Genomic DNA, 24,407 nt, shown 5'->3' with positions numbered 1-24,407 from the left:
TTATGCTTTTATTTCTACAATTTCAGTCTTTTGTTGAGAGGCATTCCGAATGGCCACCTGACGGGCAACCGATTCTGCCAATTCAGTATACGCTTTTCGAGTCGGACCGTTTTTCAGGACTGCCGGATACCCAGTATCTCCACTTTCACGAATACTTTGAACAATTGGAATTTCTCCTAAGAACGGAACCTGATATTTTTCGGCTAGTCGTTTACCACCTTCTTTACCGAAAAGATAGTACTTGTGATCAGGCAATTCTTCCGGTGTAAAGTAAGCCATATTTTCTACAACACCTAAAACGGGAACATTAATTTGTGGCTGATTAAACATGGAAAGACCTTTTGTAGCGTCTGCTAAGGCCACTTTTTGAGGAGTGGTGACGATTACAGCACCCGTTACAGGGACAGTTTGTACCATGGTCAAGTGAATATCAGAAGTTCCTGGCGGTAAGTCTATCAAAAGGTAGTCCAATTCACCCCAATTGACATCTGAAATAAATTGACGAAGGGCAGAACTTGCCATCGGGCCTCTCCAAACAACGGCTGAATCCGTAGGTGTCAAAAAACCAATAGAAATCATTTTTACTCCGTACTGCTCAATTGGGATAATCACGTTTTTATCCCCTTCCCGTTTCACAGCAGGCTGTTCTCCTTCCACATTGAACATTGTAGGAATGGATGGGCCAGAAATATCTGCATCAATTAATCCCACTTTGGCGCCTGATTCTGCCAAGGCAACAGCAAGGTTGACAGCTGTGGTAGACTTTCCAACACCTCCTTTTCCAGAAGCAATCGCGATAATATTCTTTACCTGGGGAAGGATAGGGGTGGCATTTCGAACAGTCGTGACTTGAGAGGTCATGTTGAGGTTCCAATCATATCCTTTCCCAAAATCCTCTTCCAATGCTTCAATACAATTGTTTTTAATAACTTCCTTAAGTGGACAAGCAGGAGTAGTTAATACAACATCGAAACTCACTCTTTGATCTTCGATATGAATGTTTTGAATCATTCCCAAGCTCACCAAATCTCGCTTGAGGTCCGGATCCTGAACTCTGGAAAGTGTTTTTAATAGTGCTTCTTTGGAAAGTTGCATGAATTTGTAATTTGGCTGCAAGATAGTCTCTAGAAACGGCTTTCAGAAAGCTCACAGCAATTTATCGATGATTTAACTCACTACTTTGGTAAATAGTTCTTTCAAAAAGTTATCAATTCCAAGCTCCGAGTTAACTTTGTTCTGAATCGACCTATGGGAATTAGCAAGCATACAACCGACAAAGTCAAAGAAAGAATGGATATCGAGGAGGTCATCTCCGACTATGTTCCATTGAAGAAAAAGGGGCAAAACCTTTGGGCTTGCTGTCCTTTCCATGGAGAAAAAACACCTTCTTTTTCAGTTTCACCTGCTAAGCAAATCTATAAGTGCTTTGGTTGTGGGAAGGCTGGAGATCCCATCCAATTTATTATGGATATTGAAGGGATAGGCTTTCAAGAAGCTGTCCGGCATCTTGCTGGAAAATATGGGATCGAGATAGAAGAAGATGAAACCCAAACACCGGAACAGGAGCAGGCTCAAAATGAGCGTGAAAGTCTTTTAATCGCTCTGGGATTTGCTCGGGATTTTTTCGTCAAAAATCTTCAATCTGAAGAGGGTAGAGCTATTGGTTTAAGCTATTTTAAAGAAAGAGGCTTTTCACCTGCCATTATTGAAAAGTTCGATCTGGGTTATGCCTTGGAGGGTTGGGATAATTTGCTAAATGCCGCAAAAAAAGCTGGTTTTCAAGATGAGATTCTCCTGAAAGCAGGGCTTATTTTGGAAAAAGAAGGTGACCCTTCCCGTAGGTATGATCGATTTCGAAATCGGGTAATTTTCACTATCCATAATATCAGTGGTAAGCCCATCGCCTTTGGGGCCCGAATTCTCACCAAGGATAAAAATCAACCCAAATACATCAACTCCCCTGAAACCCCTGTCTACCATAAAAGTGATGTGTTGTACGGGATGTTTCAGGCTAAAAAAGCCATCCGGGACAAGGATAATTGCTATCTCGTAGAGGGTTATACGGATGTGATATCCATGCATCTTTCTGGGATTGAAAATGTGGTTGCCTCTTCAGGGACTTCTTTGACAGAAGGTCAAATCAAGCTTATTAAGCGATTCACAGATCAAGTCACAGTCCTTTACGATGGGGACGCAGCGGGAATCAAAGCCTCCTTGAGAGGGATTGACTTGTTATTGGAAGGAGGACTTACTGTTAAAGCGGTAGTATTCCCAGATGGGGAAGACCCTGATAGCTATTCTCGAAAAGTAGGGTCTGAGGCTTTTAAATCCTATTTGGAAGAAAATGCCTGTGATTTTATAGGTTTCAAAATCAATCTATATAAGGAAGAATTCGTTCGGGACCCTATTCGGAAGGCTGAAGTAATTCGGGAAGTTGTTCAAAGTATTGCGAAAATTCCCGATCCGATTATTCGATCCGTCTATGCCAAAGAAGCTTCAGGACTCCTGGATATTGAGGAAGGGATCGTTTATGCAGAAGTCAATAAAATCCTTTTAAAAGATCAGCGAGAGCAGTTCAAAAAATCCCAAGAACAACCAATTGATGCAGCTCCAGTTGAAGATTTTTTATCTGTAGAAAAGCAAGCTTTTTCTATTAGTGAGGCGCTTCGTCTCCAGGAGCGGGAATTGATTCGGCTTCTTTTGAATTATGGTTTGCAGCAGCTTGGAAATGAGGATATGAATCTCTGCCAATATTTATTAGCAGAAACGGAAGAATTATCCATTGAAAACCCGCTTTATGCTAAAATTTTGAAGATTTTTCGGGATCAATTAAACCAAGGAGTTATCGTCGATTCCGATTATTTCTTGGGTGGTTCTGATCGGGAAATCCGGGATGAAGTGATTGACCTGATTACTCCAAGAAGGGAGGCCTCTGTACATTGGACTGAAAAATTCCAAATTCTTATCCCGCGTGAAGAAGATGATTTATCGCTGACCAGCTACAAATCCATACTTCGACTTAAACGAAAGTTTGTTCGTCGAATGATGGAAGAAGCGATTCAAAAAATCAAAAATGCTGAAGGCGAAAAGCTTTCTGAGGAGCAAATCCTGGAGTTACAGGAAATATTTTTGGGGTTAAAGCAGGTTCAGATGGAAATAGACCGGGAACTGGGAATTGTTATTGGATAAACCAAACTTTATTTGGCAGTGTCCTGTTTTAGAACCGAAAGCAGTTAAATTTGTCTTTTAAACGACTAGCAAAAAACCTGTGGAAAATTACCAATTGGACTCCATCGAAGAGGCCATCGAAGCGATTAAAGAAGGAAAAGTCATCATTGTAGTGGATGATGAGGATCGTGAAAATGAGGGCGATTTCGTATGTGCCGCAGAAAAAGTTTCCCCTGAAATCATCAATTTCATGGCCAAGCATGGTCGAGGGTTGATTTGTGCACCCCTTGTTGAAGATCGATGCGAGGAATTGGGCTTGGAACTGATGGTTGGGCAAAATACCGCTGCCTTTGAAACTCCATTTACGGTTTCCGTGGATTTGATCGGACATGGTTGTACTACCGGTATTTCGGTTTCAGACCGTGCCAAAACTATATTGGCCTTGGTGGATGAAAGTATAGACCCATCAGAATTGGGTAAACCAGGTCACATTTTTCCTTTAAAAGCTAAAAGAGGAGGCGTACTACGCCGAGCGGGACATACAGAAGCTGCTATTGATTTTGCGAGACTAGCAGGTCTCAAACCTGCCGGTGTGCTGGTTGAAATCATGAATGAAGATGGCACCATGGCTCGATTACCTGATTTGGTGGAGGTAGCCAAGCGTTTTGATCTTAAGTTGGTTTCTATAAAGGATTTAATTGCGTATCGCCTAAAAAATGAATCCCTGATCAAAAGGGAAATTGGTGTCGATATGCCAACCAAATGGGGAGATTTTGACCTGATTGCCTTCCGTCAGATAAATACTAATGAAATTCATTTGGCATTGATCAAAGGTACCTGGGAAAAAGACGAACCTATTTTAGTTCGTGTACATTCTTCCTGTGTTACGGGTGACATATTCGGCAGTTGCCGATGTGACTGTGGCCCTCAACTACATGCAGCAATGCAAATGGTTGAGAAAGAGGGGAAAGGTTTGATACTTTATATGAATCAAGAAGGTAGGGGAATTGGATTGATCAATAAACTGAAAGCCTACAAACTACAGGAAGAGGGGATGGATACGGTTCAGGCAAATCTGGCATTGGGACTACCGATGGATAGCAGGGATTATGGAGTTGGGGCTCAAATTCTTCGTGATTTGGGTGTTGGAAAAATCAAGCTGATTTCCAATAATCCACAGAAACGTGTTGGATTAATTGGTTATGGATTAGAGATAGTAGAACAGGTTCCAATCGAAATCGCACCAAATCCCCATAATGAGCGTTACCTTAAAACCAAACGTGATAAAATGGGGCATAACATCCTCAAATAATTAGAATCAAAATCAAGGGAGAACAGCGTGAGTTCAATTATCGTATCAAGGGGTATGAACAAGATGATCAAATTAACCATTCTTACAATTGGGATTTGGATGGTTGGCTTTGGATATACTTTCGCTCAAGATAAATTCCCTTCGCAAATCTGGCATAAGGGGAATATTTATGATGCGGAAGGCCAAGCTTTTTCAGGCTTGGTTAAATATGACTTGGACAATAATCTAGTCCAGCTTCAAAACGAAACTATCATTACCTTCACGGCTTCCAATGTTTCCTACTTTGAAATTTTTGATGAAATGTACGGTGGAATCCGGAAGTTTTATAGCCTGCCTTATTCGCTCAATGGTGATTATGAAACTCCTGTATTCTTTGAAGTTTTAACGGAAGGTACAGATATAGCCCTTCTTTGTAGAGAATACATTGCCACTGATTCCAGAAATATGGGGGCATGGGGGCCAGTGGGGATGAATCCCTTTTGGGGACCTCAGACTATGATGGGCTATCGCTTAGCGTTTAATTATTATTTTTTCAAGGATAATCAGATTCAGCGATACAGTCTGAAAAAGAAAGATTTATTTGATATGCTTCCCGGATATGAAGACGAGATCAGTCTTTTCATGCGTAAAAACCGGTTGGAGCATGATAAGCGGGGAGACTTACTTCGGATCACAGCCTACTACAACGAACTTAGCAAAAACTAATGTCAAAGCCACTTATTCTGGTCTCTAATGATGATGGGATCACTTCCAAAGGAATACGCGTTTTAGTTGATGTCATGAAAAAGCTGGGGGATGTTGTGGTGGTAGCACCCGATAGTCCTCAGTCTGGAATGGGGCATGCGATTACCATTGGCGAAACGCTACGCTTGTATGAAGAGGATATTTTTGAGAGTGTATTGGCCTATAAATCGAGCGGGACTCCTGCCGATTGCGTAAAGCTGGCCAAACATTATGTGCTTAAAGATCGCACTCCCGATTTAGTAGTAAGTGGAATTAATCACGGTTCAAATACCTCCATTTCTGTTTTGTATTCAGGTACCATGTCTGCAGCTATAGAGGGAGCGTTGGAAGGTTATCCTTCTATTGGATTCAGTCTTTGCGATTATTCATCAAAGGCAGATTTCTCTCATGTGGAAGAATGGGTAGAGAAAATTGCCCGACAAGTCTTGGAGCGTGGAATTGCCAAAGGAGTGGCTCTAAATGTGAATTTTCCACCTAAAAGAAATGAACCGATAAAAGGAGTGAAGGTCTGTCGTCAAGCTGATGCCAAATGGCAGGAAGAGTTTTCAGAGCGATTTGACCCTACAGGGAGAAAGTATTTTTGGATGGCAGGCAACTTTGTGAATTTTGATAAAGGAGAGGATAATGATGAGTGGGCGATTGCAAACAATTACATTTCGATAGTCCCTTGCCAATATGATTTAACGGCTCATCATGCAATTTCTCAAATAAATAAAGACTGGGATTGGAGTCAGTTTAAAAGCTGATTCATTTTTAGTTTTTTGGATTCTTTTCTGAAAAATTTTGATAACCTAAATTTTACATCTTCTTTCTTAATTCTCAATCAGTCCCGAAGTTGGATACTGTCAATTAAGGCAAAATCTTCAAGTTTGGGTTTATCTCCGATAATACCAAAGTGCTTCAAATTTCGGGTAATTTTTTCCATCTCTGAGCGACTGATTTGATTGTCGACACTCCATTCTGTTTGTCTTATCCAACTTTTCACCTCATTAACATTCAGGTGGAATTCCGATGAAATAATTTCCGGAAGATTCGGGTTGGATTTTAGATTTTTTATGATGCGATATAATTCGTCGCGGACTTTGATAGGGAAGTCTAGGAAATCATTTATCGCCTTTTGACTAGCAACCATTACAAAACAGGGCCAAGGGCTTGCGATTTCACCAATTCGCTTCATGTTCCCTTTTTCAACTTCCGGAGAAGTTGTATACTTTTCCCATAAGAATAATCCTTCGTCGCCATTTTCAAATGCTTTCCTTGCTCCATCTAAATTTTCTACTACTTCTAATTCGATGGATTCTTGTGGCCATCCTAATTTTTCTGCAAGAACAGAAGCCATCAGGTGCGATCCGGAACCTAGTCTACTGATCAGGAATCGCGGGTTAGGGATTTCTTGTACTGAGGAATAGGCTAACTCTTTTTTACAGTGAATCCCCCAAATTAGGGGAGATTTTACATGGAAACCGACAAATTTGAATGAACTTCCTTGTGCTATTTCCTTAAAGAAACTTTCTGTTAAAAGAATCCCCATTTCTGCCTCACCTTGCCTCAGCATTTCACTCATTTTTCCAGAACCTCTGGACTCCTCTATCCATTCCAGATGAATTCCTTCTTTCTCAAAAGGCTGCTTTTGGGAAAGAATTCGAAAAGGCAAATTGAAATGCTCTGGTACTCCTACTATCCGGAATTGCTTCATGAATCAAATGTTGATTGAATCCAAGATAGTAGTTTTAATCGTGAATTGCTTTTTTGTCAGTGATTAGGAGATTGGATAAACCAGCCAGAATAAGCATAGTACCTGCTAATAGCATGGTATTGATGACTGCTTCTCCAAATAGTAATTTGTATAAGAAATTAACGCCACCCAAAGACGCAACGATTTGCGGGATGACAATAAACATGTTGAAAATCCCCATGTAGACCCCCATTTTTCTTGGATTTACAGAACTGGAAAGCATGGCGTATGGCATGGACAGAATACTCGCCCAGGCAATCCCTACAAGGGAAAAACAAATGTGAAGCATCCAAGGCTCCGAAATGAAATAAATCAAGATGAAGCCAAAACCTCCCAGAATCAAACTCCCCAGATGTAATAATCTCCGATTGATTTTAATTCGGCTAGCCACAAAAGCTAAAATCAATGCATAAAACATGGATACGAGCCCATAAGTACCCAAATAATTTCCGACACTATCCGCTGCATTATTATAGGCTTCAGAGGTGGTGTCTGTAGCACCAAATACATGTTCAGTAATGGCTGGAGTTGCAAAACTCCACATCGTGAAGAAGGCAAACCAAGAGAAAAATTGAACCACCCCCAACTTTTTCATAACAGGTGGCATTCCTGCAATATTTTTGAAAATTTCACCGACTCCTTTTAAAAATCCTTTGCTCTCTTCATTCTCTTTTTTGAAAGCTTCAAGATCTTCAGGAGGATATTCTTCGGTGGTCAAAATTGTGTACAAAATGGAAGAGAACAACACCACTGCCCCAATACCAAAAGCATATTTGACGGAGTCTGGAACAACTCCCTCTGGGGCAGTATTAGGAACCCCTAATTGAGTCATTAACCAAGGCAAATTAGAAGCAACCCAAGTTCCAATTCCGATGATCAGTGTCTGAACTACAAAGCCGTAAGATCTTTGGGAGTCTGGAAGTTTATCAGCAACCAATGCCCGAAAAGGTTCCATGCTGATATTAATTGAAGCATCCAAAATCCAAAGTGCACCTGCTGCCATCCATAGTGCTGAAGAGTAAGGGGCTAAAAATAGAGCAAGCGTACTTAATAATGCTCCGATAAAGAAAAATGGCTTTCTCCTTCCAAATTTTGGGTGCCAAGTGCGATCACTCAAATACCCTACGATTGGCTGTACCAATAAACCGGTAAGAGGTGCTGCAATCCATAAAAATGGAATAGTATCTTTATCTGCTCCAAGCGTTTGAAAAATCCGGGACATGAATCCCCCTTGAAGGGCGAAACCAAATTGAATCCCTAAAAATCCAAAACTCATGTTCCAGATTTGCCAGAAACTCAGGTGTTTTTTTTGATCGGTCATGTTTGGGTTGGGCTAATTGACTAAATAAGGCCTGAAATCTCTATTTCTTTTTTGTCATGCTTGATTTTCAAACTTCTGAGCTGCTTGATCTCATAGTATGGATGATCATGTTCCGGTAATGGGTCAAACTCTGTTAGTTTTCCTAAAAATGCAAAATCATGTTTGGTTACCTCAAGGGATTTACCATTCACAGTAACTGCATCAAATTGAAAACCATGGAAAAATATTTCTAACTCAGGAAATGCGCTAGTATAATTTCCGAATCCCTCCTCAAAAGTTAAGGTCATTTTTTGGGGATCATAAGTGATCATTCTTTGGAAGAATTCTTCCTTTTTATAATTGAATGTGATTCCATCATCCTCGTAATGCGTGAATGAACTTCCTTTTTCACCTCTGTAAACATGCACTTTTAAAACTCCATCATGCTTTTCATCAGTGTAAGAAACCGGAGACTGCATGGTGAAAATGCTTCCGGCCTTCACCAATACTGGAAGATAATTTAGTGGACAATCTAAATAAAGCTCTTTAGATCCAGAATGAAACTCATCATTGTAGAGATAAAACCAAGAGCCTTCAGGTAAGTAAACTTTTGTGATTTCTTTGGTGCTTTCAACAGGTGCTACCAAAAATGCATCACAAAACAAAAATTGATTTTGGTATGCAGAATTGTAGATTTTGGAATCTAAAGGGTAATGGATTGCCAATGATTGAGAGATGGGAAGTCCGTCCTGGCTACTTTTATAAAACTTAGAATAAATAGTAGGTAAAATACCATATCGGAATTTCATGTAATTCCGGGAGATTTCTTCTACTTCTTCGCCAAATGCCCATGGTTCTGCATCATTGCTGTTGATCATGGAGTGGGCCCTAAATAGGGGTGTAAATACCCCAATGCTCATCCAGCGTGCAAAAAGCGATTTGCAGGCTTCACCGGCGAACCCTCCGACATCAAACCCTGAAAAGGGAACTCCACTCATTCCTAAACTATTCACAAGTCGAACTCCAGCAAGCATGTGCTCTTCACTTGCCACATTGTCTCCTGTCCAAGCGGCTGCATATCGTTGAATTCCTGAAAAACCGGATCGGGTAAGAACGAAAGGACGTTCTTTTTTTTGTTGCTTGATGGCTCCCTCTTGTGCGCTTCTGGCCATTTGCATCCCATAGATGTTGCGTGCTTTTCGATGAGAAGACGTCTCTCCTTCATAATTGAATTCGATCAAGTTGGGCGTGAATTGTCCCCAGGATGCGGGTTCATTCATATCTGTCCAATAGCCGTCCACTCCAGCTTCTTGATAAAATTTCATTTTCTCTCCCCACCAGGTGCGAGTTTCTTCTTTGGTGAAGTCGGGGAAAGCACACCAGCCAGGCCAAACTTGTCCCTGATATTCTTCTCCATCAGGATAAGAAACAAAAAGCCCTTTTTCTTTTCCTTCGACGTAGGGGAGGTAATTTTCTTCGGCTTTGATTCCCGGATCCATAATCACTACAACTCGGAAACCTTTTTTCTTCAACTCTTTAATCAAACTTTTTGGATCCGGAAACTTTTCACCATCGAAAGTAAAGACTTTATATGCCTCCATATGATGGATATCAAGGTAAATCACATCTGCTGGCATATCCTTATCCCTGAAAGTTTGAGCCAAAGTTTTCACTTCGGAATCTGGGTAATAACTATAGCGGCATTGTTGGAAACCTAAGGACCACTTCGGTGGGAGTTGCATTCGCCCCGTTAAAAAGGTGTATTCCGAAATGATTTCCGATAGGGTGGGGCGATGGATAAAATAATAGTCCATATCTCCATCTTCAGCACCAAAATACATGAAGCGGTTGGTGCTTGCGCCGAAGTTGAAAACACTTTTATAAGTGTTGTCAAAGAAAATCCCATAATTACCTCCCTCATGGACTCCCATGTAAAATGGAATACTCATATACAAAGGATCATCTTCGACTCCATACCCAAAATAATCCGTATTCCAATTGGTGAATGCTTTTCCTTTGCGATCCAAGCCTCCTGTTTTTTCACCAAGCCCTAAGAAATGTTCGTCTTTTTGGACCTTTTTATAGCAATTGACTTCCGTTCCAATCCATGCTACTCCCAGAGAATCATCTTCATTTAAGATATTCCCCTTTAGATCGCGAAAGGTAATTGCAGTGGTTGATTTCTGAATGGAAACATGAATCATGGAAGATTCTAGAATTAAAAATTGATCTGTTTCTTGGACTTTAAAAGTCGAGGTTTCGGGTTTTATGATTACCGAATAGGGGTTTTGGTCAAAAGCCTCGAATTTGCTGGCCTGAAACCGGATAATGCTTTCGTTGTAAAAAGTAAGTTTAAAAAAACCGTTTGTTGTTTCTCCGGCTATTCCAAAAATATCCTCCTTCCAGGAGAGGATAGAACCTAATCCCTGGTGTCTTGATGAAGAAGCTCGATTTATCGTAAGAGGCTTTGATTGCATAATTTATGGGTATTCTAACATAGGATTGTTGCTAATTTAGAAAGCTTCCTTTAACCTAAAAACCCATTTTAATTGCGAAAGAGCCCTGTTTTTGATTTACTAAATATTTAAAAAGGCCAATCGAATCAAATTTCGACTGTTCAATCGATTGCACTTTTTCTTTAAAATCAATTAAAATTTTTTTCAGTTTTTTATTCGAACTGAGGATTTTCTAATCAAAAGCTCTGTTGGGAGAGTCACGGATTCGGTGATTTGCTCAGGATCTAACTTTTTTTCGATGATATCTAATAAGATTTCTGTGGCTTTTGCACCCATTTGAAATCCCGGTTGGGCTACGGATGAAAGCCCCGGATCGATCATAGAACAAAACTGCCAATTGGAAAAGCCAACTATTCCCACATCATTTGGTATTTGTAATCCTGCATCTTTGCAGGCAAGCATAGCACCTACTGCAGCCATATCGTTGTTTCCAAAAAATGCGTCGGGTCTAACCGAATCACTTTTTAGAATTTCAGTGGTAATTTTTCGACTTTCAGTATCTGTTCCCAGTGGACATTCGACGATCAAAGATTCGTCCACTTCAATCCCATGGTCGGTGAGGGCATCACGATAGCCTCTGATACGTTCCTTACTAATTGCTAGATTTTTTGGACCAGCCAAATGAATAATCCGCTTATAGCCTTGGCGAATCAGATGACTGACTGCATCATAGGCACCTCTGTAGTCATCTACCATGACATTAATAGCTTTTGGAATCTGAGGTACCCGGTCAAAGAAAACAATTGGGTACCCTTGGTCCAAAAGGTTTGAAAAGTGGTCAAAATCTTGGGTCTCTTTCGAATAACTTACCAAAAAGCCATCAATCTGATTGGAAAGCATGGTTTCAATACTGCTTCGTTCCCGGTCATACTTTTCATTGGTTTGAGTTAGGATCACATTATAGCCTCTGGAATTGGCTACTTCTTCAATCCCGGAAATAACGGTTGAGAAAAAAAAGTGAACGACTTCAGGAATAATTACCCCAATCGTGAAGGACCTACTTTTTCGCAAGGAAAGTGCGATTGCATTTGGGCGATAATTCAGCTTCGCAGCAAGTTCCTTTACTTTTCTTTTAGTCTCATCACTGATTCCAGGATAATCTTTGAGAGCCCTGGAAACAGTTGAGGAGGAGACATTTAGCTCGCGGGCAATATCCTTAATGGTCGCTTGTCCTAATTTCATAAATTATATTATTCCGTGAATTGGGTATTGATAAAAGTATACCTACAAATAAATCCTAAAATAAGCATTTGGCAGGATTCAGGTTGAAAATACTCAAAACCTCAGAAACTTTCCGAAAAAAAAGTTTAGGAATGCAAACGAAAACGCAAACGATTGCAACTAAAATCCCTCCACTTTTTTTCAGATAGGCATTGTTTTGAATCTTTTAGTCTTCTATTATTTGAAAGGATTTGATCAGAAATAAGCAAAATAAAATACAAAAACAGGTTTTTAAATTGTACTATTTCTAGAATTCTTCCAAAAATCTTAGACCCATCAATACAATTAACAATTATTCAAAATTTATGAAAGCACTTAAAAAAATCGCATGGATCACAGCAGTAATTCCAGCAATGTGGGCTTGTGACAATTATGAAATGCCGCCAATTATTCCTCAAACAGGATCAACCCTGTCAAGTCCTAGTTCTGGATCAAGCTTAGTATTAAATGCAGACAATCCAGAAGAGGTGATTCCATTTACTGTAACCGCAGCTGATTTTGGAATGACAGGAACAGTAACGTATGAAGTTGAAATGGATTTGGCTGGTTCCGGTTTTGCAAATGCAGTAAGCCTAGGATCTTCTAATTCAAATATCATTGAAGTGACATCTGAGACTATTAATGATGAATTACTCTCCAAAGGAGCTATGTTAGACACGCCAACCGATGTTGATTTTCGTGTAAAAGCCAGCATCAACCAGCCTCTTTCTCCTATTTTTGGTGAAACAGTTACGCTTTCCATAACTCCCTACAACGCTAATGTCGAGTTTCCAGTAATGTATGTTCCAGGTGACTACCAAGGATGGAATCCTGAAAATGAAATGACTGTCTTGAAGTCTGTAAACTTCGATAATGTTTACGAAGGTTATGTTCATATTCTTCCGGGAGGAACAGGAGAATTTAAAGTGAATGAGACCAATAGTTGGGATATCAATTATGGAGATAACGGGGCGGATGGAACCCTGGATCAGGAAGGTGACAATATTAAGGTGACTGAATTTGGTACCATCCTCATGAAAGTGGATTTGGCTGCAAAGACTTATACGCTTGGAGAACCACTATACTGGGGAATTATTGGTGATGCAACCGAAGGAGGTTGGGATTCAGAAACAAAAATGAGTTTCAATCGAGATGAAAATGTATTGACAATCACCACGGATTTGAAAGCGGGTGAAATGAAATTCAGAGCAAATCAAGATTGGGGCTTCAATTATGGAGGTTCAAATGGAGAATTAACTGCTGATGGGCCAAATATTGCAGTTTCTGAAGCGGGTAATTACACCGTGACCTTGGATTTCCGTACTCCAGGTGAGGTGAAATATACAATGACTAAAAATTGATTTTCTTGAAATTATTTTCAAGCCGACTTCCTAAGCAAATGCTTTCGGAGTCGGCTTCTCTTTATTAATTTACCTCAATGAAAAGAGTAAACGCGCTGCTGATCTTATTTTTTTGTTTGTTTTTGAGCTTTTCTGCGTCAGCTCAGGTGACAACAGAACCGGCGGTACCAAATGCATCCCAATCCCTTAAAATAATCTATGATGCATCAAAAGGAACTACCGGTCTCAAAGACTGTAATTGTGACGTTTACATTCATATTGGGGCCGTCACAGAGAGCGCCCAATCAACTACTTGGAATCTTGTGCCCTTTACTTGGGGTACTGCAGATCCAAATGCAAAAATGACGAAGGTTGAAGGAGAGGCGAATCTTTATACCTTTGAATTGACACCCAATGATTTTTTTGATAATCCAAATGGGTTAACCATTTACCGGTTAGGGCTTGTTTTTAGGAATGCAGATGGTTCAAAAGAAGGGAAAACCTCAGCGAATGAAGATTTTTTCGTTGACCTTGCGCAAGGTTTTACTGTAAATATCACCAATCCAGGCAAGAACCAGGTTTCTCTTGAAGTTGGGGAATCTTTCAGCTTTAAAGCCGAAACTTCTGCAACTGCGGATATTTCATTCGAGTTGGACGGTGTAGAGGTTGAAAGTGCTCAAAGTGTCAATTCTTTATTATATGAGTATACTGCCACCCAAGCGGGTACTTTTACTTTAACTGCCAAAGCTTCTGTCGGGGAAGAAACCGATTCAGAGTCTGTTGCCATAAATGTATTTGCTCCATCTCAGGAAGAAGAATTGCCTTCCAATGCGAGATTAGGGATAAATTATATTTCAGATACCGAAGTGATCTTGGCTTTGCAGGCTCCAGGAAAGCGGATTGCACATGTCATTGGAGATTTCAATGATTGGAAAATTTTGCCTGAATTTCAGATGAAAAGAACCCCGGACGGGGAAATTTTCTGGTTGAGAATCTCAGGACTTACTCCCAAACAGGAATATATTTTTCAGTATTTAATTGATACCAGTATTCGGATAGGAGATCCCTATGCGGATAAAGTGTCTGATCCTTTTCATGATCAAGAAATCATTGAACAGGGCAGGTATCCAGGCTTAAAACCTTATCCTTCTGGAAAAACTGAATTTCAGGCTACATTTTTACAAACCGCTCAGAATCCCTACGAATGGAAGAATACCAGCTATTCCAAAGTAAAACCAGAGGAGTTGGTGGTTTATGAATTGTTAGTGCGAGATTTTGATGAAAAAAGAACTTATCAAGCAGTCATTGATCGCTTGGATTATTTGGAGGAGTTAGGAGTAAATGCGATTCAACTCATGCCAATTGGTGAGTTTGAAGGTAATTTGTCCTGGGGCTACAATCCTTCTTTCTTCTTTGCTCCCGATAAGTTTTATGGCACTAAAAATGACTTAAAGCGTTTGATTGATGAGGCTCATGGAAGAGGGATGATGGTTATTTTGGATATGGTTCTAAACCATGCATTTGGTCAGAATCCCTTTGTGAGACTTTATAACGATGGAGATTATGGAGCGCCTACTGAAGACAATCCTTGGTTCAATCGCGTTGCGAAACATCCCTTTAATGTTGGTTATGATTTCAACCACGAAAGTACTTACACCTCAGCTTTTGTTGATTCGGTAAATAACTATTGGTTGACCGAATACAAATTTGATGGTTTCAGATTTGATTTGAGTAAAGGATTTACACAGGTAAATTCTGGAGATAATGTAAGCATTTGGTCGCAATATGATCCGAGTAGAATCAAGATTTGGAAACGAATTTATGACCGAATTAAAGCTAAGCATCCGGATGCCTATGTAATTTTAGAGCATTTAGCTGTCAATGAAGAAGAAAAGGAATTGGCTGATTACGGAATGATGTTTTGGGGAAATATGAATTTTGAATTCCGTGAATTGGCTAAAGGGGAAAATAGGGATATTGGTTGGACTTATTTTGGAAATAGGGGATGGAAAAATCCTCATTTAGTAGCCTATCAGGAGTCTCATGACGAAGAACGGGTTATGTGGGAATCCTTGAATTTTGGAAAAACTTCTCCTCTAAATTTAAGGCAACTTGAAAATGCAGTTAATAGAAACCAGTTATTGACAGCCTTCTATTTTGGGATACCTGGGCCTAAAATGTTATGGCAATTTGGAGAATTTGGTTACGATGAAGAATTGAATAATGATCGTCTAGGAATTAAACCTACCCGATGGAATTATTTGAATGATCCTCAACGAGCTAGACTTTTTAAGCTTTATCAGGAAATGATTAAGCTCAAAAAGGAGCATGAGGTATTCAATATGCCAGAGAAAACCACTTTGACTTTAAGCAGTAATGTAAAATCCATAATACTAGAACATCCCGATATGGATGTAGTCATGCACGGAAACTTTGGTCTTGGTAATGTAGGGAATATCCCTTTGGCATTTCCATCTGTGGGAACTTGGTATAATTATTTTACTGGGGAAGAATTTGTAGTTAACAACACCACAGTAAATTTTAGTATGAGACCTTCAGAGTTTTATCTGTTTACCAGCGAACCTTTGCCTCGTCCTGAGCCCGGAATATTGCAGGAAGATTACGTCACCTCAATTCCTAAAGAACAAGTCCCAGCGGGAGATTTTAAGGTTTATCCAAATCCTACATCCAGAGAATTAATCGTAAAACTTCCATCCGGAATGAATGCAGCGAATTATCGCATCATTGATTTAAGTGGTCGAGTCATTCTTTCCGGTCAGCAGTCCCAAATTCAGAATAATTTAGAATTTGATTTGGGCAATATTAAAAATGGGATTTATATCTTTGAAGCGTTTGATACCAGACGAGTGCTTCATCAGCGCTTTATTAAGAGATAACCAAACCTACTCAAACATGAAATTTAAACCTGGAGTAAAATACGGAGAAGAGCTTCGCGATTTGTATGCTTATGCAAAAGAGAATGAATTTGCTTTTCCTGCCGTAAATGTAATTGGCAGCAATTCAATTAATGCTGTATTGGAGACTGCCAAAAAAGTCAATTCCCCTGTAATTATTCAATTTTCTAATGGAGGAGCTCAGTTTTTTGCTGGGAAAAGCCTTCCAAATGATAAGCAGCAGGCTAGTATAGCTGGAGCAATTTCTGGAGCTCACCATGTTCATCAAATGGCTGAAGCTTATGGCGTGCCCGTGATTCTTCATACTGACCATGCCGCGAAAAAGCTTCTTCCATGGATTGATGGATTGCTTGAAGCAGGTCAAGCACATTATGATGCTTACGGAAAGCCGCTATTCAGTTCTCATATGTTGGACCTTTCGGAAGAGCCATTGGAAGAGAACGTTGAAATTTCTTGTTCCTATTTCAAGAAAATGGAAAGACTTCAAATGGCAATTGAAATTGAATTAGGGGTCACAGGTGGGGAAGAAGATGGTGTAGACAATACAGACGTTGATTCTTCAAAGTTGTATACCCAACCTGAGGAAGTAGCCTATGCTTACGAGCATTTGAAGAAAATTGGTGATTTATTTACCATAGCAGCAGCATTTGGGAACGTGCATGGTGTTTATAAGCCTGGAAACGTAAGCTTGAAGCCAATCATTTTGAAAAACTCACAAGAGTATATCAACAAAAATTATGGGACTACTGGAAAGCCATTAAATTTTGTGTTTCACGGTGGTTCTGGCTCTTCTGTGGAGGAAATCCGTGAGGCAAATTCTTATGGTTCCATCAAAATGAATATTGATACGGATATGCAATGGGCTACTTGGGAAGGTGTTTTGAATTACTACAAAAAGAATGAAGCTTATCTTCAAAGCCAGCTCGGTAATCCAGAAGGACCAGATAGTCCCAATAAGAAATATTATGATCCTAGGGCATGGCTTCGAAAAGGCGAAGAGAATTTTGTGATTCGACTTGAAAAAGCATTTGATATGCTTAATGCTATCAATAGAAACTGAAATTAAATTCACAAAGAAAAGTCACTCAATTAGTGACTTTTCTTTTATCCTATTACCAGTACTTTCATGAAAAGATTCCCCAACCTAATCTTACCGATCTTGGCGGTTTTAACTTTTGACTCCTGTAATACGAAAGAAGAACCAACGCCTAAAAATTATTGGCCAGAAGCAGGTGTGACCTATGAGATTTTTGTTCAATCTTTTTACGATTCCAATGGGGATGGGATTGGTGATTTTAATGGAGTTACTGAAAAGTTGGATTATGTAAAAGAGTTGGGAGCCAATGCGATTTGGTTTATGCCAATTATGCCTTCTCCGACTTACCATAAATATGATGTCACTGATTATAAGGCTGTTCATCCGGATTATGGTACACTAGAAGATTTTAAGCGGTTATTGGATGAAGCGCATCAACGTGATATTAAAATTGTGATTGATATGATCATTAATCACACTTCTACCGAGCACCCTTGGTTTCAGGAATCCAAAAAGAGTAGGAATAATCCTTACAGATATTATTACGTTTGGGCTCAAAAGGATACGATTGCAGATTTTTTGAATAAAAAAGTAATCACCTTGGATTCAGACAACATTCGCCAATGGCATGATCCTGGTTTTGGCGAGGATTATTACTATGGGTTCTTTTGGGGAGGAATGCCTGATTTAAATTTCGATAATCCTAAAGTACGGGAAGAGATTTACGAAATCGGAAGATTTTGGCTAGAAGATGTTGGGGTAGATGGGTTTCGATTGGATGCAGCCAAGCATATTTTTCCCGATGATCGTCCAAAAGACAATCATGAATTTTGGAAGGAGTTTCGTGCAAAAATGGAAGCAATCAAACCTGATGTATATTTGGTTGGAGAGGTTTATGACAAGAAAGAGATCGTAGCACCATACCTTCCTGGGTTACCCGCACTTTTTAATTTTGATTTTCATTACACCCTTCTGGAGAGTTTTAGAGAAAAGAATGGAATGTTATTGGCGAAAAAACAGAAAGAGGTTTTAGACTTTTATCAAAAAATTACACCTGAATTTATTGATGCTACTATTTCCTCAAATCACGATCAGCCTCGATTATTGAATGAATTAGGTGAAGATCCGGAGAAATACAAGCAAGCCATTACTGTTTTATTTACTATGCCTGGCGCTCCTTACATATATTATGGAGAAGAAATCGGGATGAAAGGGCTTAAACCTGATGAGCATATTCGGGAACCTTTTCTTTGGGATATAAAAGAGAAAGATACTGGTAGAACTTCTTGGATTGAATCAAAGTATAGCATAGATGGAGAAGTAGATCCCTTGGAATTACAGCGGAAAAATCCCCAAAGCTATTTTAATCATTATAAAACATTGATTTCACTTCGTAATTCCTATCCAGCTTTGGCGATTGGAGAGTTGGTACTTCCAGACGAAGAATACCCTGAACCGATTATGGCTTATTTTCGAAAAACTGCTGATCAAGAGGTGTTTGTGGTTCATAACATTAGGGAAGAGGAAGTAACGATAACTTTACCAGATGGATATGAAGAGGCTATTTTTGGGTTAGGAGATGGACTTAATGTTTCAGGAAAATTGACATTACTGAAAAACTCTTCTCGTGTTTTATTGAAAAAATAACCTTCCTCAAATTTTCTAAAGTAAAAACGATTGATCGATCTTTGGTATAATTTTGGAAGGTATTAAGAGGGTTTCAATGAAAGTCTCAAGAAAAATTTAATAAAATAAATGCATTAAAAATCCACAAAAATTGCATTTCAAACTAAAAAGTAAGCAAAAAGTCATAAGTTTTGTGTGTTTGAAAATTATTCAATTTTCCTCTTATTTATTAAGGATTTGCTAATGCTTATGTTATTTGTTTAAAAAAAATGTATTTTTGATTGGTCTAAGATTCGTGTTGATATGTTATTTTTATTTGTACTCTTGACTTCATTCTCAGTCGGTTTTTTGGTGATGCCTGTCGTGATTAAACTATTACGGAAGGCTAGAATTGGAGATCACCCAGGGGGGCGTAAAATTCATAAAAAATTTATTCCTTCGATGGGGGGAATCGGTTTTTTTGTGGCAGCCGCAGTTACAATCGCAATTTGGGGTTGGCAATTTCCCCTTCCCGATATTAGGTATTTGTTAGGTGCGATTTCGTTGATTTTCTTCGTTGGTCTGAGGGATGATCTTGTTGAGCTAAAAGCCTCACATAAGTTACTTGGGCAACTGGTAGCCGTTGTTTTGGTTATTGTGATGGGGGATGTTCGAATACGGGATTTTCATGGGTTTTTGGGAATCGGAGAATTAAATTTATTTTTCTCTTACACCTTTTCTGCCTTTGTTTTACTGGTTTTGACAAATGCATTCAATTTAATTGATGGATTGGATGGACTTGCCGGAACAACAGGATTGCTTGTTTCAGGATTATTGGGGGCTTGGTTTTGGTTCCAAGGTCTAAACAGTTTTGCTGTTTTGTCACTTAGCTTTTTTGGTGGGACATTAGCCTTTCTAATATTTAATTGGCATCCTGCAAAAATTTTCATGGGGGATACTGGGTCATTAACTTTAGGATTTACACTCGGCGTTTTGGTAATAGCATTTATGGAATACAATGCAGCTCTACCTGAAAATTCTACCCTCCGAGTTGAACCTACCTTTTCAACTGGAATAGCATTTATGATATTCCCTCTTTATGATATGGCGAGGGTATTCACTAGAAGGATTCGAAGAGGTCAAGGTCCGATGACTCCGGATAAAAGTCATGTTCATCATTTCCTTTTAAGAATGGGGCTTCGACATGATTCAGTTACATTGATTCTTGTTGGCGTCCAACTTGTGGTAATAGGAGTTGCATTCAGCCTGAAGAATTATTCTGATCATATAGTGCTCCCAATAATATCAGCTATTGTGTTGCTACTAGGGTATCGATTGGATCGAATAGCTGTTCGATATGTGAAAAAGAAAGTAGCCACTGAGCCTCGAATTTTGGAATTATCAAAAAATGAAACCAAAAAAGGGGGAAATGAAAAAGGTGTTAAAATTGATCCTAAAGATTTTCAAAATAACACCATAAATTATAATTAGGAAGAGCTAATGACATTAAGCCTTACATCTCTAGTTTGAATTTTGGTTGGGTTTTTGTTAGCTTACTTATCGAATTTGCCATCATCGACATAATGTCTTTTAATTTTAAACTTTCTTTTCCAACGTTTAATGGTAATGAATTAGCCTATACACGTCAGGCAATTCAATCTGGAATGTTGGCAACCAGCGGAGAGTTTATAGATCGATTTGAAGAGAAATTCAACAAAAGATTAAAAACCCATCAAATCGTAGCTTTAAATTCTGGAACAAGTGCTTTACATCTTGCTTTAGTCCTGTTGGGAGTGGGGAAAGGTGATGAAGTGCTTTGTCAATCATTTACATTTTGTGCTTCCGCAAATCCAGTAATTTATTTAGGCGCAAAGCCCATTTTTATTGATAGTGAAAAAGATACCTGGAATATTTCCCCGGAATTGCTGGAAGATGCGATTTTAAATCGCCTTGCCAATGGAAAAAAACCTAAAGCAATTGTCCTAGTTCATCTTTTTGGAATGCCAGCCAAGATGAATGAAATCCTGGCAATTGCTAAAAAATATCAAATTCCTGTACTTGAAGATGCTGCAGAAGCTGTGGGAAGTGAGTATAATGATCAATTATGCGGGTCTTTAGCAGAAATCGGAATATTTTCATTTAATGGAAATAAAATTCTTTCTGCAGGTGGTGGTGGAGCATTGGTTTCAAATAGTACTGCGGTTATTCAAAAAGCAAAATATCTTTCTACACAAGCTAGGGAAGATCTTCCTTATTATCAGCATCTTGAAATAGGTTATAACTACAAAATGAATAACCTGAGTGCTGCTATTGGATTGGCCCAATTGGAACAACTCGAAGGTTTTATCGCAAAAAGGCGACAGATTAATTCAACATACAGAGAACTTTTTTCGAACCTTCCAGGTGTTTCTTTTCAAAATGAATTAGCTGAGTCTAGGTCTAATTTTTGGTTAACAGCTATTTTGATTGATGATCAAATTACAGGTTTCTCCAATGATCAACTGCGTGTTTCTTTCATGAAAAATGGGATAGAATCCAGATTTTTGTGGAAACCGCTTCATCTACAACCTGTGTATAGGGAGATTCAGTTTTTCGGAGGGACAGTTTCTCAATCTTTATTTCAGAAAGGAATCTGTCTTCCTAGCTCTTCAGATCTTACTTATGACGATCAAGAGCGAATCGTTGAAATTGTTTACAAAGAGTTAGCGAAAACATTTTAAAAAGTGAGCTATCAGCGTTCATTAAAACGGGGCCTTGATATTTTTCTTGCAGGCACCATGCTGATTATTCTTCTTCCTTTTTTCTTGTTGTTGTATGTCATTCTCGGAATTGAGCATAAAGGGAAACCTTTTTTTAAACAAGAACGCCCCGGGAAAAATGGAAAAATATTTAAAATTCTGAAATTCAAGACGATGTCCGAAAAGGTTGATAATAATGGAGAATCTTTACCGGATCATCTAAGAGTAACTTTTTTAGGGAGATTGATAAGAAAAACCTCCTTGGATGAAATCCCTCAATTAATCAATGTATTGAAGGGTGATATGAGTTTGGTTGGACCTAGGCCGCTTTTAGTGGAATATTTACCATTGTACGATTCAAGACAAATAAAAAGACATAATGTCTTGCCAGGGGTAACGGGTTGGGCTCAAATAAATGGCCGTAATACAATTTCTTGGGAGGAGAAATTTGAGTTTGATGTATGGTATGTCGAGAATCTAAATTTTTGGCTGGATTTGAAAATTCTATTTATTACATTTTTTAATGTGTTGAGAGGGAAAGGGGTTTCCCAACAAGGTCACGTGAGTATGGGGAAGTTTAAGGGAAGCTTGAATAATGATTTTTCAGGAGTAAGTCATAAGCATATCTTAATTGAAAAATAAGCTTATCTTATTTTGTTTACTAAAAATTGCTCTAAGTCCATAAATATTTGAACCATATAAAAAAAATGCAAAATAAAATTGGATTCTTTAAGAAGAAGCCTAAGTTTATTTTGTACTAATGCATAAAATGCATTATTTTGCCATGATTTTATTTGATTCATCAATTTGTAAATCAACCCATTTGAAGAAAAATTTACTATGACTTTTTTAGCAAGGTTAAAAATCCTACCTCGATGGATCATAGCCACACTTGATTCATTAATTCTTTTTCACTGTGCCTTATTTGGGTATTTAGTTCGGTTCAATTTTGAGTTGGCACTAATTGAAGAAAATGATGCGGTAGCCGGTAGTTTCACATTTATGATTGGAGGCTTGTTGGTTATGCAAAATACCCGAAGTTATGAGGGAATTGTTCGTCATACCGGTTTTAAAGATGGATCTAATATTTTCAAAACGGTCTTCATAAACTTTGTATTGTTTCTTTTCCTGAATTTTTTTCATGGGAATTTCCTAAATGATCGATTTTTATTACCCACATCAGTCTTGATTATTGCGAGCCTTTCCTCGCTTTTCATGTTGATTTTTTACAGATTATTGGTAAAAGAACTATTTGTTTATCTTAAAAATGGCTTTATCAGTCGATCTCAAAAAAATGGGGTAATTTTTGGTGCAGGAGAGTCAGGGTTAATTGCCCAAGAAGCCATTAAACGAGACAGCAATAGTAATTTTAATACAATTGCCTTCCTTGATGATGATCCAAAAAAGGAGGGAAAGAATATAGCTGGAATTCGAATTTTTCATGGAATAAAACACCTCGCTAAACTTAAAGAACAGTATGGCATTACTGAGTTAATCATTGCGGTAAGAGATTTAGATGTTATAAGGAAGCGGGAAATCATTGACGAATGTTTGAAACTCAGAATTTCTGTTTCGATTGTACCTCCAGTAGATCAATGGATTAATGGAGGATTGACCGTGGGTGCTATTCGCGAAATCAAAATCGAAGACCTATTGTCCAGAGAACCAATTATTTTGGATAATCCTCAAATTCATGAGGACCTAATAGGGAAAGTTGTTTTGGTTACAGGTGCAGCTGGTTCGATTGGTAGTGAATTATGTAGGCAAATTTCTCATTATCAGCCTAAACTTCTGATAATGTTGGATATAGCTGAATCTGCGTTGTATGATATTGAAAATGAATTCAAAGAATATTATTCGACTTGTCCTATAAAAATTGTTTTGGGAGATGTGCGGAATAAGCGGAAGATGAAAGAGGTTTTTAAATCTTTCAAACCCCAGGTTGTTTTCCATGCGGCTGCTTACAAACATGTACCTATGATGGAAAACTATCCAGAAGAGGCTATTCAGTCGAATGTTATTGGGACGAAAATATTAGCAGATTTATCCGTGCTAGCTCAGGTAGACAAGTTTGTATTTGTCTCCACTGATAAAGCCGTAAATCCGACAAATGTCATGGGAGCCAGCAAACGAGCGGCAGAAATGTACGTTCAGGCATTAAATGAATATTTAGAGGTAAATCATAAAAAATACCATACTAAATTTATTACGACTCGTTTTGGTAACGTTTTGGGCTCCAATGGTTCAGTAATTCCATTATTCAAAAAACAGATTCTTCATGGCGGACCTATCACGGTGACCCACCCAGAGATTACACGGTTTTTCATGACCATTCCTGAAGCATGCCAGCTGGTTTTGGAGGCTGCCGTAATGGGAAATGGTGGGGAGATTTACGTTTTCGATATGGGGGAACCGGTAAAAATTCTTGACCTGGCTAAAAAGATGATTCAGCTATCAGGTAAGAAAGAAGAAGAGGAAATAAAAATTGTATTTTCAGGGCTTCGAGAGGGTGAAAAATTGTATGAGGAGCTTTTGAATGATTTCGAGACTGTTAAGATTACTCACCATCCTAAGATCAAGATCGCCCAAGTATTACCATCTGCCTATCATAAGATTGATGGACAAGTTGAAATATTCCAGAACTTGATTTTGAAAAATTCTGAAAATGATTTGGTAGGTCATTTAAAAACGATCGTTCCTGAATTTATTTCGAACTCCTCTCGATTCGAAGTATTGGATCGAATGAATTGATAATCTGATTTAAATTTCAATTTTTAGCCGCGTGTAAACATGCGGCT

Annotated in this window: 17 protein-coding genes; 12 read left to right on the top strand and 5 right to left on the bottom strand. The window is 38.7% G+C overall.

Features of this window, described 5'->3' with window-relative positions; translation table 11 throughout:
* On the bottom strand, positions 1-1,095 hold the full coding sequence (locus tag HWE15_RS12365; RefSeq protein WP_290507852.1) for an Mrp/NBP35 family ATP-binding protein: 1,095 nt from the start codon (positions 1,093-1,095) through the stop codon (positions 1-3).
* A gap of 153 nt (positions 1,096-1,248) precedes the next feature.
* On the opposite strand from HWE15_RS12365, the gene dnaG reads away from it, so the two are divergent.
* The 4 genes from dnaG to surE all read left to right on the top strand — a co-directional run bounded on the left by dnaG (position 1,249) and on the right by surE (position 5,970).
* Entirely contained in the window at positions 1,249-3,189 is a 1,941-nt protein-coding gene (gene dnaG / locus HWE15_RS12360) for a DNA primase (RefSeq protein ID WP_290507851.1), read from the top strand.
* A 79-nt stretch (positions 3,190-3,268) separates the two neighbouring features.
* A complete protein-coding gene (locus HWE15_RS12355) occupies positions 3,269-4,480 on the top strand; it encodes a bifunctional 3,4-dihydroxy-2-butanone-4-phosphate synthase/GTP cyclohydrolase II (RefSeq protein WP_290507850.1) in 1,212 nt (403 codons plus the stop codon).
* A gap of 63 nt (positions 4,481-4,543) precedes the next feature.
* Positions 4,544-5,185: a hypothetical protein gene (locus HWE15_RS12350; RefSeq protein WP_290507849.1), complete on the top strand. Its 642-nt coding sequence runs from the start codon at positions 4,544-4,546 to the stop codon at positions 5,183-5,185.
* Entirely contained in the window at positions 5,185-5,970 is a 786-nt protein-coding gene (gene surE / locus HWE15_RS12345; RefSeq protein ID WP_290507848.1) for a 5'/3'-nucleotidase SurE, read from the top strand. The genes HWE15_RS12350 and surE overlap by 1 nt, the downstream gene beginning before the upstream one ends.
* Before the next feature lie 77 nt (positions 5,971-6,047).
* On the opposite strand, the gene HWE15_RS12340 is transcribed toward surE, so the two are convergent.
* The 4 genes from HWE15_RS12340 to HWE15_RS12325 all read right to left on the bottom strand — a co-directional run bounded on the left by HWE15_RS12340 (position 6,048) and on the right by HWE15_RS12325 (position 11,957).
* Positions 6,048-6,920 (bottom strand): ABC transporter substrate-binding protein, encoded by an 873-nt coding sequence (locus HWE15_RS12340; RefSeq protein WP_290507847.1) that lies wholly within the window; start codon positions 6,918-6,920, stop codon positions 6,048-6,050.
* A 34-nt stretch (positions 6,921-6,954) separates the two neighbouring features.
* Positions 6,955-8,280 (bottom strand): MFS transporter, encoded by a 1,326-nt coding sequence (locus HWE15_RS12335; protein WP_290507846.1) that lies wholly within the window; start codon positions 8,278-8,280, stop codon positions 6,955-6,957.
* Between the two features lie 20 nt (positions 8,281-8,300).
* Positions 8,301-10,736 (bottom strand): glycoside hydrolase family 31 protein, encoded by a 2,436-nt coding sequence (locus tag HWE15_RS12330; protein ID WP_290507845.1) that lies wholly within the window; start codon positions 10,734-10,736, stop codon positions 8,301-8,303.
* A gap of 183 nt (positions 10,737-10,919) precedes the next feature.
* Positions 10,920-11,957: a LacI family DNA-binding transcriptional regulator gene (locus HWE15_RS12325; protein WP_290507844.1), complete on the bottom strand. Its 1,038-nt coding sequence runs from the start codon at positions 11,955-11,957 to the stop codon at positions 10,920-10,922.
* Between the two features lie 344 nt (positions 11,958-12,301).
* Here HWE15_RS12325 and HWE15_RS12320 point away from each other — a divergent pair, with 344 nt between their 5' ends.
* The 8 genes from HWE15_RS12320 to HWE15_RS12285 all read left to right on the top strand — a co-directional run bounded on the left by HWE15_RS12320 (position 12,302) and on the right by HWE15_RS12285 (position 24,360).
* Positions 12,302-13,336: a SusE domain-containing protein gene (locus tag HWE15_RS12320; RefSeq protein WP_290507843.1), complete on the top strand. Its 1,035-nt coding sequence runs from the start codon at positions 12,302-12,304 to the stop codon at positions 13,334-13,336.
* 77 nt (positions 13,337-13,413) lie between these two features.
* Positions 13,414-16,212, top strand: coding sequence for an alpha-amylase family glycosyl hydrolase (locus tag HWE15_RS12315; protein ID WP_290507842.1), 2,799 nt, complete (start codon positions 13,414-13,416; stop codon positions 16,210-16,212).
* A gap of 16 nt (positions 16,213-16,228) precedes the next feature.
* Positions 16,229-17,290 (top strand): class II fructose-bisphosphate aldolase, encoded by a 1,062-nt coding sequence (gene fbaA, locus HWE15_RS12310; RefSeq protein WP_290507841.1) that lies wholly within the window; start codon positions 16,229-16,231, stop codon positions 17,288-17,290.
* Positions 17,291-17,356: 66 nt separating this feature from the next.
* Positions 17,357-18,913, top strand: a complete 1,557-nt coding sequence (locus tag HWE15_RS12305; protein WP_290507840.1) for an alpha-amylase family glycosyl hydrolase — start codon at positions 17,357-17,359, stop codon at positions 18,911-18,913.
* 282 nt (positions 18,914-19,195) lie between these two features.
* A complete protein-coding gene (locus tag HWE15_RS12300; RefSeq protein ID WP_290507839.1) occupies positions 19,196-20,362 on the top strand; it encodes an MraY family glycosyltransferase in 1,167 nt (388 codons plus the stop codon).
* A 92-nt stretch (positions 20,363-20,454) separates the two neighbouring features.
* Positions 20,455-21,591, top strand: a complete 1,137-nt coding sequence (locus tag HWE15_RS12295; RefSeq protein WP_290507838.1) for an aminotransferase class I/II-fold pyridoxal phosphate-dependent enzyme — start codon at positions 20,455-20,457, stop codon at positions 21,589-21,591.
* Between the two features lie 3 nt (positions 21,592-21,594).
* Positions 21,595-22,251 carry a sugar transferase gene (locus HWE15_RS12290; protein ID WP_290507837.1) on the top strand — a complete coding sequence of 219 codons (657 nt, stop codon included), beginning with the start codon at positions 21,595-21,597 and terminating at the stop codon, positions 22,249-22,251.
* 198 nt (positions 22,252-22,449) lie between these two features.
* The gene (locus HWE15_RS12285; protein ID WP_290507836.1) at positions 22,450-24,360 is read left to right on the top strand and encodes a nucleoside-diphosphate sugar epimerase/dehydratase; all 1,911 of its coding nucleotides are present in this window, start codon (positions 22,450-22,452) and stop codon (positions 24,358-24,360) included.
* The last annotated feature ends 47 nt before the right edge of the window (positions 24,361-24,407 follow it).

This window comes from Algoriphagus sp. (assembly GCF_013373065.1).
Lineage (GTDB): Bacteria > Bacteroidota > Bacteroidia > Cytophagales > Cyclobacteriaceae > Algoriphagus.
The sequence above is the reverse complement of the archived record's forward strand: the minus strand, read 5'-3'. Positions and strand labels throughout refer to the sequence as shown.